10 protein-coding genes are annotated in these 13,478 nt (G+C 65.4%); 5 read left to right on the plus strand and 5 right to left on the minus strand.

Going from position 1 to position 13,478, the window contains the following annotated elements; all coding sequences use genetic code 11:
• Positions 1-17: 17 nt before the first annotated feature.
• The 5 genes from FYC77_RS16170 to FYC77_RS16190 form a co-directional block, all read right to left on the minus strand.
• Entirely contained in the window at positions 18-911 is an 894-nt protein-coding gene (locus FYC77_RS16170) for an ABC transporter permease (RefSeq protein WP_202911857.1), read from the minus strand.
• A complete protein-coding gene (locus tag FYC77_RS16175) occupies positions 908-1,735 on the minus strand; it encodes an ABC transporter ATP-binding protein (protein WP_149082556.1) in 828 nt (275 codons plus the stop codon). Before FYC77_RS16175 ends, FYC77_RS16170 begins: the two co-directional genes overlap by 4 nt.
• 146 nt (positions 1,736-1,881) lie before the next feature.
• Positions 1,882-3,702: a NosD domain-containing protein gene (locus FYC77_RS16180; RefSeq protein ID WP_238387008.1), complete on the minus strand. Its 1,821-nt coding sequence runs from the start codon at positions 3,700-3,702 to the stop codon at positions 1,882-1,884.
• Between the two features lie 341 nt (positions 3,703-4,043).
• Complete coding sequence (locus FYC77_RS16185; protein ID WP_149082533.1) at positions 4,044-4,328, minus strand: hypothetical protein; 285 nt, start codon at positions 4,326-4,328, stop codon at positions 4,044-4,046.
• Positions 4,329-4,551: 223 nt separating this feature from the next.
• On the minus strand, positions 4,552-6,798 hold the full coding sequence (locus tag FYC77_RS16190) for a VWA domain-containing protein (RefSeq protein WP_149082534.1): 2,247 nt from the start codon (positions 6,796-6,798) through the stop codon (positions 4,552-4,554).
• Between the two features lie 34 nt (positions 6,799-6,832).
• On the opposite strand from FYC77_RS16190, the gene FYC77_RS16195 reads away from it, so the two are divergent.
• From FYC77_RS16195 to FYC77_RS16210, 5 genes are all read left to right on the plus strand, one after another.
• The gene (locus tag FYC77_RS16195; protein WP_149082535.1) at positions 6,833-10,738 is read left to right on the plus strand and encodes a cobaltochelatase subunit CobN; all 3,906 of its coding nucleotides are present in this window, start codon (positions 6,833-6,835) and stop codon (positions 10,736-10,738) included.
• 69 nt (positions 10,739-10,807) lie between these two features.
• Positions 10,808-11,572 (plus strand): precorrin-8X methylmutase, encoded by a 765-nt coding sequence (locus tag FYC77_RS16200; protein ID WP_149082536.1) that lies wholly within the window; start codon positions 10,808-10,810, stop codon positions 11,570-11,572.
• A 314-nt stretch (positions 11,573-11,886) separates the two neighbouring features.
• Positions 11,887-12,042 (plus strand): hypothetical protein, encoded by a 156-nt coding sequence (locus FYC77_RS20215; protein ID WP_162354548.1) that lies wholly within the window; start codon positions 11,887-11,889, stop codon positions 12,040-12,042.
• A 217-nt stretch (positions 12,043-12,259) separates the two neighbouring features.
• Entirely contained in the window at positions 12,260-12,772 is a 513-nt protein-coding gene (locus FYC77_RS16205) for a winged helix-turn-helix domain-containing protein (protein ID WP_149082537.1), read from the plus strand.
• Entirely contained in the window at positions 12,769-13,221 is a 453-nt protein-coding gene (locus tag FYC77_RS16210; protein WP_149082538.1) for a hypothetical protein, read from the plus strand. Before FYC77_RS16205 ends, FYC77_RS16210 begins: the two co-directional genes overlap by 4 nt.
• The last annotated feature ends 257 nt before the right edge of the window (positions 13,222-13,478 follow it).

A 13,478-nucleotide genomic window follows, 5' to 3' on the forward strand; every position in this document is an offset into this window, starting at 1 on the left:
GCCCGACGCCTGGCCGGCTATCGCCGAACGCCCCAGATCGCGACCGCGAGCGAACCGACCGTCCACGCGGCCAGCCCGGCGAGACTCGCAAGCGGCGACGCCACCTGCGGCCCCGTTCCCGTCGCGACGACGACCGTCGTCTCGAGGACGAGCCCGCGATAGGCGCTCAGCGGGCTGATCGCCAGCGAGTACAGCAGGTCGGCGTCGCCGAGTATGCCCTCGGCGAGTCCGTAGACGATGGCGAGATCGAACCCGACGAGCAACGCGACGAGGGCGACGACGGAGAGCCCCAGTGCGCTGCGAGTAGCGCTAACCAGCGACGAAATCGCGATCGCGACGGCGAGGACGACCAGTCCGAACAGCACCGTCAGGACGAGAAACCGGGCGAACAGCACCGGCGAGTCGGCACCGGCGTGTGTCGCGTAGATCGCGACGGTGTCGTCGCCCGTGAGGGCGATCGCGACCGCAGCCACCGCAAGTGGAAGCGCGATTGCGGCTGCAAGTCCCACGGCTCGGCCCGCGTAGACGCCGAGAACGATCTCCCGGGGCGAGACGGGATACGTCTCGAGGACGTCGAGTTCCCCTCGCTGCTCGTCGGCGAGGATCGCCCGGTAGCCGAAGGCGACGGCGACGATCGGCACGAGCAACTCGAGCGGCGTCAGCAGGTCGACCGCCGTCGGGAGATAGCCCGCAGTGTAGCCGCCGCCGATCCAGGTGATCCCGAGGACGACCGCCGCGAGTGCCGCCGCCAGCAGGTAGAACGTTCGCGTCCGGCTTACGGTGCGGAGTTCGCGGCCGACGATCGTCCACAGGAGGTGTGCGGTCCCAGGCGTTCGTGCCTGCATCGGTGCCTCGACCTCGCCGCCGGTATCGGCACCAGCATCGGACTCGAGATTAGCCTGATCGGTCATTCGTCGGTCACCCCCTGTACCCGGACGGTGCCCGCGTCGGCCGCGACCGACTCCTCGTAGACCGCCCGCAACGAGTCGACCTCGAGCGTCGCCCGCATTGTGGCTGGCGGCCCCTGGCGGACGATCCGCCCCTCGTCGAGCACCGCGACCTCGTCGGCGGTGCGATCGACCAGCGCCAGATCGTGGGAACTCAACAGAACGGCCGTCCCCTCGGCGGCCAGTTCGGACGCGATCTCGAAGACGTGCCTGCTCATCCCGGGGTCGAGGCCGCTTGCGGGTTCGTCGAGGACGACCACCGGCGGATCGCCGATCGTCGCCTGGGCGATCCCCACCAGTCGGGTCATCCCGCCCGACAGCGCCTCGACGGGACGGTCGGCAGCGTCGGCGAGGCCAACGGTCTCGAGTCGATCCACGGCGTCAGTTTCGGCCTCGTCCGCGCCGACCAGCGACGAGTAAAAGCGCAGCGTCTCGAGCACGGTGAACCCGGGTCGGAACGCGGGCTGTTGTGGGAGGTAGCCGATTCGGCGGGCGGCCGCGTCGCCGCGGTAGATAACCGAGCCCGCGGTCGGCTCGAGCAGGCCGGCGAGCACCCGAAGCAGGGTCGTCTTCCCGGAACCGTTCGGGCCGATCAGCGCCGTGACGGCCCCGGCGTCGACGGTCGTCGAGACGTTCTCGAGGACCGAGACCGTTCCGTAGGCGTGATCGATGTCGTCGGCCTCGAGGACGGCCGGTCGATCCGACACGTCGTCCGACTGCGTCGTCTCGGCGTCGCTCGATTTCGATTCCGCGTCCGTACTCGGTGTGGTGGGTGTGTTCGTGCTCATATTCGGATTCGCGCTCGGGTTTCGATCCGGGGCCGACTCCGCCCCCAGTTGCGTCTCCGTCTCCGTCTCCGTCTCCGTCTCCGTCTCCGTCGTCTCGGTTTCCGTGGCCGGTCGGTCCGTTCCGTCTGAACTCGGCGTATCCTCGCTCATGGCGAATCGTGGAGCGTCGTCGCCCGGTCACAGGACCACGCTCGATCCTCCCACTCGGTTCCCTCGAGTAAGTCCGGGTTGTTCGGTTCGCAGGTCGGTGCCAGGTCGACGATGCTGCCGGTTCGCATCCCGGGAACCGTGCCCTGAAGTCCGGACAGGGCCTCGAGTCCCGGCGCGCGTGACAGCGTCGGCGTGCCGTCGACGCGGTGGAGTCGCTGGTCGACGGGGGCCGTCGGCGAGTAGGCTCGATCGACGGTCCCGCCGGGACCGCGCTCGCCGGCGAGACTCGTCACACCTTGCCAGTAGTTCCCCGTGCCGTCGCTCCAGATTCGGAGCGGGCCGGTGCCGGCTTCAGCGTGAACATCGTTGTCGACGAAATCGTTTCCGACGACCTGGTTCGTGGGCAACATCGCCCGCGTCTGGGCCCCGATTTCGTTGTCGGCGATGACGTTTCGCTCGTAGAGTGTGTCAGTCGCGTCGACGCGCAGTCCGACCTGGCTGTCAGCGAGAACGTTCCCCGCGACGTACGAGGAACTCCCGCTGGGGAACAGCGCAAAGTCGTCGGCGTTGCGAATCTCGTTGTCGACGACGGCGTTTCGCTCGGGACCGGTCATGATGTAGATCCCCGTATTCGATTGGTTCGACAGCTGATTGTCCGCAAGGAGCGAATCCGACGTGTGCATCAGGTGAATTCCCAGCCGGTTCCCCTCGATGCGGTTGTCCCTGACGACGGAGTCGTGAGAGCGGTGGGTGTAGATGGCGTCCTGTCCGTCGTACACCGTCGACTGCTCGACGACGAGCGGTGAACGAAACGAGAGGATCCCCGCGTGACCATCCTCCGGGCTCTCCGGACTGGAGACGGTCACGTTTCGGACGACCGAGTCGCCGCTTCGCCGAAGGATGATTCCGCTGGCCGAGGAGTCGACCGTGACGTCTTCGACCAGCGATCCGGGAGCGGTGTGCAAGCCGATACCGGCGTCACCACCCGCGTAGTTCCCCTCGAACGTCTCGTCCCACTCGTCGCCCGCCTCGTCGTCGCCGGGAAGGTCGCCCGTTCCGAGTCGTTCGGAGCCGGAGCCGACGATCTCGAGGCCGACGATTGCGGTCCCCTCGGCGGTCGACGTAATCACCGTTCCGTTCCCGCCGCCATCGATCGTCACGTTGCCCTCACCGACGAGGGTGAGCGGGCGATCGATCTCGAGGCGTTCCTCGTACGTTCCGTCGGGGACGAGGACTGTCGTGTTCGCCGGCGCCTCGTCGATTGCCGCCTGAACGGTGTCGGTGTCCTCGCCAACGACGGTCGAGGTCGGGCGATCCCGGAGGACGGCGGCGTCCTCGACTCGCTGGTCCGCGTCGCGGTGTTGATCGTCGACGCGATCGCGAACCGCCGTCGCCTCGTCGGCCCCGAACTCGGCCTCGAGGAGGGCCTCCCACGTCAACACGGTGCCGTCGTGGTTGTCGGCGAACGCTTCGGCGTCATCGCGCTCGGAGAACGGGACGACGGTCTCGCCGCCGGGTGCGACGGCATCGCTCCCGTAGACGTACCAGGCGTCCTCGGCGTCGTGCCAGGCCGGCTGGCGGTCGACCGTCGGCTGCCCCGCCTCGTCGAGTTCGATATCGGTCGACGAGTAATCGCTGACATAGACCGTCAGTGGATAGCCAAAACGTTGGGTGTGTCCCGGCGACCGCTGGGCCTCGACGAAAGTCTCGACGCCGTAGTAGCCGACGACGTACTCGTACTGGGAGTAAAACACCTGGGCCTTCGGAAGTTCGACCTCCTGCTCGAGGGCGCGCTCGTCTGCCAGGGCAAGTCCCATCGAGACGGTGTCGTCGAAGATGGCGGGCTCGGGATCGGTGGATTCGACATCGACCACGAACAGCCCAACCGCGACCGCTGCGACGACGAGGACGGCGCTCACGACGACGAGAGACAACGAACGCTTCACAGCGATTGTAGAACGGGAAACTACGTATAACGTTTGGTTCAGCCATCGAACGTCGGTGAGCGGTGCTTACGACCTGGTTTTCGACGTGAAACGGTCGAGACGCTCGAAGCGGCGCTCACCCCACCCCGGATCAGGCGGACCGTTGTCGTCCGATACCGATGATCGCTCGGACGGGGTTTGCGATCACCGGCCAAACGATCCAACGATCCCTCTCAGTTGTTGCGACAGCAATCCTGGTCCGGCATCGTCACCCGGAGTTCGTCGTCGACCTCGTAGAAGTAGCCACGCTCGAGCAGTCTGGCGAGTGCGTACTTTGCGTCCTCGCGCTCGAGCATCAACTTGCGGCTCGCGGACAGCGAATCGACGGCGGCTTCGTACTCGATCGACCGACCGGAACCCACCTCATCGGCTCGCTCGTCGGCGTGGCTCCGCAGATACTCGTAACACTCGAGGATCCACTCGGGAAGCGGCGGGCGTGGTCCGTCGAGGCCGGGCATTTCGGTTCTCGGTATCGGCTTCAATATCGACTCGGTTAAGTGTATTCCCCGGTTGTCCAGTCGTCTTCGGGACGCGCTAGCGGTGGTGGCGGGCGGCCGCGAATGATCTAATCGAACAGACGCGAGCCATTTGAGTGGCCGACCACGCGTACGGATTGTTGTCCCTGTGTCCCGCCGCTCCCGACGAACGGGTCCCAGGAGCGACGGTACTGACAGACAGTAACTATCGATCGCCGACGGCTCGATCCACAGCCGATCGAACCCGTTCGGCCGTCAGAGCCGACAAGCCAACGAGAGTACCGTCTGTTTCGTCGACGATCATCGGGATGAGATCGACGCGGGAGTCGTCCCCTGCGTCGACGACGACGACCGACTCTACAGATCTCGCGAGTTTGAACGCGGCCTCGCGGGTCGTTTCGGTGGGGCTGGCGTCAGCGACAGTGGCTCGGCCGTCGGTGACGAGGACGACGACAGCCGCATCCGTCTCCGTGCGTTCGACGACCGTTCGTGCTGTTTCGAGTCCGGCCGGAAGCGGCGTCCGGTCACCCGACGGTAGGTCCTTCAAGTGTCGCGCCGCGAGCCCCACGCTCTCCGTTGGCGGGAGCAAGACGTCGGCGTCCTCGCCCGCGAAGGCCACGAACGCGACCCGGTCTCGTCGCTCGTAGCTCTCATGCAGGAGTTCGAGGACGACGCCTTTCGCCGCTCGCATCGCCGGGCGCATCGAGGCGCTGGCGTCGACGGCGAAGACGATCGTAGTCGACGTCTCGCCGGTTCGAACGGACCGTCTGAGATCCCGTTTTTCGACCTGTGATCTCCCTCGAGCGGCGGCCGAACGAATCGACGCCGCAGCGTCGATCGGATCGCCCTCCGAAGCGGGTTCAGTCCTGACGCGCGCGCCGCGGTTGTCGACAGTAGGGACCGCACTCACCCGATCACCGCCGGTCGCCGGTGAGTCGTGACTGTCCGCGGTCGGCGTCTCGAGGTCGGGTGCCCTCGCCTCGCCGACGCCGGCGACCTCGCCCCGTCGCTGGCCCGGCACGAGTGGTCGGCCGTCCTCGCCGCCGGCGGATTCGTCGTCATCGTCGCTGTCGCCGTTACCGACATTGTCGGATTCGGACCCACGCGAGTCGTCTCCGCCGAACGTCCCGGCACCGCTGGCTTCCTGCGGTTCGGGCTCGTCGACGGGTTCATCCGCGGTTTCGGATCGGCGGTCGGAACCGTCCGAGTCACGGTCGGAGTGATCGGGGGAGGTCCCTGGGCGACCGTCCGAATCGCTCGAGTCGCGACCGTCGGAATCGGCGTCGCCGGCGGTATCCTCGCCACTATCTCGACTGGTTCCGTCGCCCGTCTCGTCGGAGTCGTCTCCCATCTCGTCGTCCTCGTCGCCATCACCCGTCTCAGCTTCGGTCTCCTGTCTTTCGGACCCGTTGGACGCGCTCTCGTCGAACCGATCCTCGAGCAGGTCGTCGAGGTCGGGTTCGTCCTCGAACGGCGTCGCTCGCAGACGATGCGGGAGTGCGTAGCTCGCGGCCTCGTGGACATCGGGTTCGATCACCGTCGTCCGGCCCTCGAGTGTGGCGAGCGTCATCGCCGTCCTGGCGATCGCGACGTCGCCACGGTGGCCGTCGACGCCGGCCTCGAGACAGAGGTCGGCGATCTCTCGTTTGAACTCGGTCGGGAGGTCGACCCGGGGGAGGCGCTCGCGGGCCTCGAGAAGGCCGGTCCGGAGTCGGTCGACGTCGTCGGCGTACTCGGCTCGGAGGTCGGCGTCGCCGGACCCGTCCTCGAGTGCGCGGTCGATCACCTCGACGCGGTCGTCGATCTCGCGACAGCCCGTCACGCTGGCCTGGAGGGCGAACCGATCGCGCAGTTGCGGGCGAAGGTCGCCCTCCTCGGGGTTCATCGTACCGACCAGGGTAAACTCCGCAGGGTGAGAAACGCTGACCCCGTCGCGTTCGACGGTGTTGACGCCGCTCGCTGCCGCATCGAGAAGGACGTCCACGAGGTGGTCCTCGAGCAGGTTGACTTCGTCGACGTAGAGAATACCGCGGTTGGCTCGAGCGAGAAGACCCGGATCGAACTCGGCTTCGCCCGCCAGGGCGTCCTTGACCGAGAGCGTGCCGACGACCCGATCCCTGGTCGCCCCGAGCGGGAGGGTAACGAGCGGAACGGGACGGGTTTCGACCGGCAGGTCGTCCGGATCGCGGTTCCGACACGATGCACACTGCGAGGCGCGGTCGTCCGGATCGCAGCCGTACGGACAGTCCGCGACGGCTCGTTGTTGGGGGAGCAGATCGACCAGCCCGCGGACGGCGGTCGACTTCGCGGTCCCCTTCTCACCGACGATCAGCGCGCCGTCGAGGGCGTCGTTGGCCGCGACGGACAGCAGAACGCGTTTTAATTCGTCCTGCTCGACGATGGCGGGAAAGGGGAGTGACGACAGTTTTTTGCCGCCACGCTCTGCAACCATACTTGAGCTAATACAATAGAGGTTTAAAAATTCGATGACACGCATCGGGATCTACACCGCGACGGAGAACGAACTCGGCTCGATCGGGCAGGCCGCCGAGCGCCTGCACGAGGTCGAACTGGTCGTCCGCTCGGAGAGCGATCTGGACGGCGAACCCGAGATCGAGGCGTTCGTCGAGGAACTGCGCGGCGCCGACGCGGCAGTCTTCTGGCTGCACGGCGCCGAAGAGAGCATGCCCGGCTACGAGTACGCGACCGGGGCACTAAGCGAGGTGAACGTCCCACTGATCGTCAAATCGACGGGCGACGCGTTCGCCCTCGAGGACACGACGGTCGCCGACGACCACCGTGATCGGGTATACGAGTACCTCGAGCGCGGCGGGACGGTAAACGTCGAGAACTGCTGTCGATTCCTCGCGGCGGAGTACACGGGCCAGAACCACGCGTACGACGACCCCACACGCCTGCCGACGGAGGACGTCTACCACCCCGACTATCCGGGGATCGGGTACGAGGAACTGCTCGAGACACACGACCCCGGGAAGCCGACGGTCGCAATCTGGTTCTACGAATCCCACTGGACCCACGAGAACGTCCGGTATGTCGACGCACAGGTCCGTGCACTCGAGGACCAGGGCGCAAACGCCCTGCCGATCTTCTGCAACCCCGCCACGGACACAGAGGAGCAAGAGGACGCCGAGTGGGTGACCGACAACTGGCTGGTCGGCGACGATGGCGAACCGATCGTCGACGCCGTCCTCTCTTCGTTCATGTTCTCGCTCTCGATGGACGAACGCGGTCGCTCGGCCAGCGGGGAGGGCGACTCCGCGGAGGATGTCTTCCTCGATCGTCTCGGGGTGCCTGTGCTCCAGACGATCACGACGATGCGATCCCGGTCGCGCTACGAGGCCAGCGATACGGGCGTGATGGGGTTCGAACTCGCCCTTTCCGTGGCGCTACCGGAGTTCGATGGCAACGTCATCACACACCCCGTTTCCGGTAAAGAGCGAACGGACGACGAGGCCGGCATGGGCAGCGCGCCGAAACACCACTTTCCGATCGCAGACCGGATCGACCACGCCACCCGGCTTGCGGTCAACTGGGCGACCCTCCGGCACACGCCGAACGAGGAGAAGAACGTGGCCGTCGTCCTCCACAACTACCCGCCGAGCGACGACGGGATCGGGACGGCGTTCGGGCTCGACTCCCCTGAGTCGACCGTGAACCTGCTCTCCGAACTCGAGGCGCGTGGGTACGATCTCGGCGGAGAAATGCCGGAAGACGGACAGACCCTCGTCGAGAAACTTACCTCGCAACTCACCCTCGAGGACCGGTGGGTCGCTCCCGAGGACGTCCGAGATCTCTCGGTCGACGTCGTTTCGACGGCGCAATACGAGGACTGGTTTTCGGCGGCCGACGAACGGTTCCAGGAGAATATCGTCGGGGAGTGGGGCGAGGTTCCGGATCGGCCGTTCGCGATCCCCGGAACCCGATTCGGCAACGTCCTCGTCACCGTCCAGCCCCCGCGCGGGTTCGGGATGGACCCCTCGAAAGTCTACCACGACTCCGACCTCCAGCCGCCCCACGACTACTACGCGTTCTACGGCTGGCTCCGGAATACGTTCGAGGCCGACGCCGTCGTCCACCTGGGTACCCACGGCAGCCTCGAGTGGCTCCCCGGCAAGACGGTCGGTCTCAACGGGGAAAGCGCACCCGACCAACTGGTCGACGACATCCCGAACGTCTACCCCTACATCGTGAACAACCCCGGCGAAGGGACACAGGCCAAACGCCGGTCGTACGCCGCCATCGTCGATTACCTGACGCCCGTGATGCGGTCGGCGGGAACGTACGACGAACTCGCGGAACTCGAGGAGCTCGCGAATCAGTACCGGGAAGCCGGGATGGAAGACGCCCGCGCGGACGACGGCGAGGGACTCGAGACATTGATTCGGGAAACAGTCGACGAACTGGATCTCGCCGTCGAACTCGGCATTTCGGGCACAATCGACGAGAAGGCGGACGTTCGCGGCCCCGACGAGGCCGGCACCACGCTCGCCGAGGGAGAGGTCGACGGTGACGTGATCGGTGCGGACCTCGACATCGACGCTCTCGTCGAACGCATCCACGGGTACCTCACGGACGTCAAGACGACTCAGATTCGCCTCGGACTGCACACCATGTCAGAGCCGCCCGAGGGCGAGCGACTGGTCGAGTACCTCGTCGCCCTAACGCGCCTCGAGAACCCCGGCGCGCCGAGTCTGCGCGAGAGCGTCGCCGGCACGTTGGGCGTCGACTACGAGACGATGCTGAACGCACCCGGCGAGTACGACGAGGCGCTCGGGATGACCTACGCCCAGGCCGCCGATGTGGTCCACGAGACGAGCCTCGAGTTGGTCGAAACGCTCGCGGAACACGACTTCGACGTCCCCGAATCGGAACGCGAAGCCGGACCTGACGTTGAGGTCAACATGAACCTGCTCGTGGTCGACCTCGAGACGATCGGCAACGGGCGAGCCAAATCGGGTGCCCACGACGACCTGCGCGACGTCCTCGCGTACATCTGCGAAGAGGCGAAACCGCGCGTCCAGGGGGCCGAGGACGAGGTTCCGCGCACCGCGGACGCCCTCTCGGGAGAGTACGTGCCGCCCGGAGGATCGGGTGCCCCCACGCGAGGCGGCGTCGACCTGCTACCCACGGCGCGGAACTTCTACACGCTGGACCCGCGGAAGGTGCCGGCCAAGCCAGCGTGGCAAGTCGGGAAGGAGGTGGCGGAGGGGGTGCTCGAGCGCCACTACAGTGAAAACGGCGACTATCCGGAGGAGATCGGCGTCGTGGCCTGGGGGACCCCAACCGTGCGCACCCGCGGCGAGACCATCGCGCAGGTGCTCGCGATGATGGGCGTCGAACCGCAGTGGACTGATGCAGGCCGGATCGACGACGTCGAGCCGATCCCGCTCGAGGAACTCGACCGACCCCGGATCGACGTCACTACGCGCGTCTCCGGGCTCTTCCGTGATGCCTTCCCGGCCGCGGCGGGCGTGGTACACGACGCCGTGGACGCGGTCGTCGATCTGGACGAGCCCCACGAGATGAACTACGTGAAAAAACACGTCGAGGAGGAAACCGAACAGCTACAGGAGGAAGGACTCGAGGAATCCGACGCCCGCAAAGCCGCGAAACACCGCGTCTTCACCACGAAACCCGGCGGCTACGGCGCCGGGACGAACAAGGCCGTCGACGAGGGCAACTGGGAGGATCGCTCGGATCTCGCCTCCGTCTACGTCCAGTGGGGCGGCTACGCGATGGGCTCGAGAGGGCGCGTCTCGGACGCCCACGCATCCTTCGAACGGCGTCTCTCGAGCGTCGACGCGACCGTCAAGATCGAGGACACGATGGAACAGGACGAGTTCGACTCCTCGGATTGGTATGCCTTCCACGGCGGCTTCATCTCCGCCGTGAGCGAGATTTCGGGCGCGGAACCCGCCTCCTACGTCGGCGACTCCTCGGACCCCGACAACGTGGACGTCTACACCAACGAGGAGAAGGTCCGAAAGGCGATGCGTGCTCGCGTGCTGAATCCGGACTGGCTCGAGTCGATGGAAGAACACGGCTACAAAGGCGCCGGCGACCTCTCGACGACCGTCGACGTGACGCTGGGCTGGGACGCGACGACGGGCGTCGTCTCCGACCGGCTCTGGGAAGAAGTCGCCGAGAAGTTCGTCTTCGACGAGGATCGTCAGGCGTGGATGCGCGAGGTCAATCCCTGGGCGCTCGAGTCGATCACCGACACCCTACTCGAGGCGATCGATCGCGACCTCTGGGATGCCGACGAGGCCACGATCGATCGGCTTCGCGACCTGAATCTCGAGGTCGAAGGCGACCTCGAAGCGCGGACGACTAACGACGCCGTCGGCGCGGGGGTGTCGACCGATGACTGACGTCGGCCGCGTCGCCACTGAACGTGTTCGCCCGAGAGACGATGGTCGCGGCCCGGAGAGTGATCGACGATGAGCGAGAGCAACGGAGCAATCGAGGAGGAGTACGCCGACCTCGGTGCGACGACGACCGAGGCGATGGAGATCGCCGAGACGAGCATGGACATCGTCCGCCAGTTCGTCCCCGACGAGACGCTGGCCGACCGCGTCCGCCAGAAGTCGGTCCACTCGATGGGCGACATCGAGTTCCAGCACCTCCTCGAGTTCACCGGCCGGGACGAGATCGGCAACGACGAGGATGCACCCATTCGGGCAGGCGCACGTGCCGTCCTCGAGTTCGCCGACATCGTCACGGACATCACGATGGCCAAAGCGGGCGTCACGAGCAGGGGCCACGACTGCGAACGACGCAAGGCGATCGGCCACGGAAGCGAACTCGCGAAAGAGACGGGGATGACCCGGACCGCGGCGTCGGTGCTCGAACTCGACAAGCGAGGCGTCTACGACGGGGCCATTGCGGTGGTCGGCAACGCGCCGACAGCCGCGTTCGCGCTGGCCGATTGCATCGAAAACGGGACCAGGCCCGCCGCCGTCGTCGCCACGCCGGTCGGCTTCGTCAAGGCCTCCGAAAGTCGGGAACGGATTCGCGAGGTGAGCGACGAGTACGGCGTCCCGGCGATCACCAACGTCGGCCGCCGAGGCGGAAGCGGCCTCGCCGCCGCGTTGACGAACGAACTGATCCACGTCGCAAGCGACGTCCGTAACGGCGACCTCGAGTTGGATCTCGCGGCCGAGACTCGAGTCGCCCAGAACGAGGCTGGGGACGCGGATCGATGAGTCGATAGCGGTCGGCGATCGATCCGAGAAACGCTCCCATGTCGACGCGGATGTTCCGAAACGACACTACCGGAGCTGTAGACTCGGTGTAGTTGGTCTGACGATCGCCGCTGTGGCCGTGATAGTATCGTCTGCCGGCCTCGAGTTGGCTGGCCAGCTATCTTTGAACAGCGAGAGAATCCCACCGTTTACGGTGGGCGTGAATCGCGTCGCTGGACGACACAATACTGGGTCGGACTCGTACTCTCGATCGGGAGCGTTGCCTGGGAGCAGTTCGTGGCGCACAACACTCGAGTGGCTGGTACGGAGGTGGAGTGATCTCGGCACTTGTGGGCGTGATCGTGGTTGGCTACGGCGTCGAAAACGAGGTCATGTTGGCGACGATGGTCGGTGTCCTCGCAGTCGCCGGCGGTGTTGGTGCGGTGGTCGTTACGGAAAATTCGAGGCGAAAGCCTCGCCCTTCACAGTAGACAACCTCACCAGCAGTGTCGTGAATTAGGTTCGGCGTCTACTGTTTAGCGCGGGGAGGATGTCAACTTAGTGAACCTCCTCGGGGTCAAGCCCCGAGGCACTCGCCTTGAACCGCCTGTAGAGTAACAGGGAGCCCGACAATACTCCTGTACAACCACATAGAAAGAAATAGTTTTCTTAGGAAATTATTTGCCCATAGAGTCCGTAGCACCCGGTATGGCCGAGACGTGGGATAACATCAACGAGCAGGTCAAAGCGGACTGGAAAGACGAGACCACGCCATTCGAGCGGGTGTACGAAATCGTTGAGCAAACCCACGACGGGCAGTCGGCAGCCGAGATCGCCGACCGCGCCCTCGTGAGCGAACCGACGGCACGCCGACACTGCAAGGCGCTCGTGAACACGGGCTTCGCCGAGACGGAGCAGGACGGCCAAACAACGCTGTACAAGCGAAACAGCGACCGGGTGTTGATGTCCCGGATCCGCGAACTTCGTGAGGAGGTTAATCGACCGGAGTTGCTCGATAGCATCAAGGAAATGAAAGGCGAGATCCGACGCTTTGAGGATCGCTACGACGTGGTGTCACCCGAAGAGCTCAGCCAGCAGCTCGACGCCGACGAGACGGAGGGCTGGGACGACCTCACCGCATGGCGAACGACGCGGCAGAACCTCGCCGTTGCCCAAGCAGCACTTGCCTACGACGAAGCCAGACACCAGCTCGCTGTATGAGCGAGGACGACCGAGCCGGCGAGTTCGGACCGATCTATCTCCCGGCGCTCCAGCGGATTCGTGACCGCTGGCTCGAGCTCGAGCCGGTAGTCGACGCAACCTCGTACGATGACGTCGTCGCACCCACGGAATTGCAGATCAGTCTCAGCGACGGCCTTGGAGACGCCGACGCTGCGAGACTCGATATCCAGTGGAGCGAACTGGGGATGTACTCGTTTCATTACGTCGATAGCGAAGACGTCAACTGGCGATTCGATCGCCACCCGAATACACACTCACCCGAAACCCACTTTCATCCCCCACCGGCCGCAACCACGACGGCCGCCGAACCGTCCTGTATCGACGTGACCGAGGTATCACTCGTCACTCGTGCAGTCCATTCGATGTGGCGAGCGGCGTACGATAACGATGACCTGGATCGGCTGAATAGTGCGTCAAACCCACCGTGAATGACTACCACGAGGGTCTAGAAGGGATCTTGCCATTGAAACACGGCGGTAGCGGTATCCCGTCGCGCCCGTAGTGTTACTCCCAAAGCACACCGATGGTGCTCGCGAGTTCCAAGAGCCGGCGGTCACCGGACTCGGTGACGAAGTCGCGCAGACTCTCGGTGAGACCGGCACGTTGAACGAAGCGCGTATTCGATGCGTCGGGACTTACCACCCAGTAGCATCACTGAACCTGCCTTTTCAGGGACCCGAACTCA

It is taken from the genome of Natrialba swarupiae (assembly GCF_008245225.1).
Classification (GTDB): Archaea; Halobacteriota; Halobacteria; order Halobacteriales; family Natrialbaceae; genus Natrarchaeobius; species Natrarchaeobius swarupiae.

Bases quoted from the DNA above. Each gene is read 5' to 3' on its own strand.
- FYC77_RS16170 (WP_202911857.1), bottom strand. From the start codon at position 911: ATGACCGATCAGGCTAATCTCGAGTCCGATGCTGGTGCCGATACCGGC.
- FYC77_RS16175 (WP_149082556.1), bottom strand. From the start codon at position 1,735: ATGAGCACGAACACACCCACCACACCGAGTACGGACGCGGAATCGAAA.
- FYC77_RS16180 (WP_238387008.1), bottom strand. From the start codon at position 3,702: ATGGGACTTGCCCTGGCAGACGAGCGCGCCCTCGAGCAGGAGGTCGAA.
- FYC77_RS16185 (WP_149082533.1), bottom strand. From the start codon at position 4,328: ATGCCCGGCCTCGACGGACCACGCCCGCCGCTTCCCGAGTGGATCCTC.
- FYC77_RS16190 (WP_149082534.1), bottom strand. From the start codon at position 6,798: ATGGTTGCAGAGCGTGGCGGCAAAAAACTGTCGTCACTCCCCTTTCCC.
- FYC77_RS16195 (WP_149082535.1), top strand. From the start codon at position 6,833: ATGACACGCATCGGGATCTACACCGCGACGGAGAACGAACTCGGCTCG.
- FYC77_RS16200 (WP_149082536.1), top strand. From the start codon at position 10,808: ATGAGCGAGAGCAACGGAGCAATCGAGGAGGAGTACGCCGACCTCGGT.
- FYC77_RS16205 (WP_149082537.1), top strand. From the start codon at position 12,260: ATGGCCGAGACGTGGGATAACATCAACGAGCAGGTCAAAGCGGACTGG.
- FYC77_RS16210 (WP_149082538.1), top strand. From the start codon at position 12,769: ATGAGCGAGGACGACCGAGCCGGCGAGTTCGGACCGATCTATCTCCCG.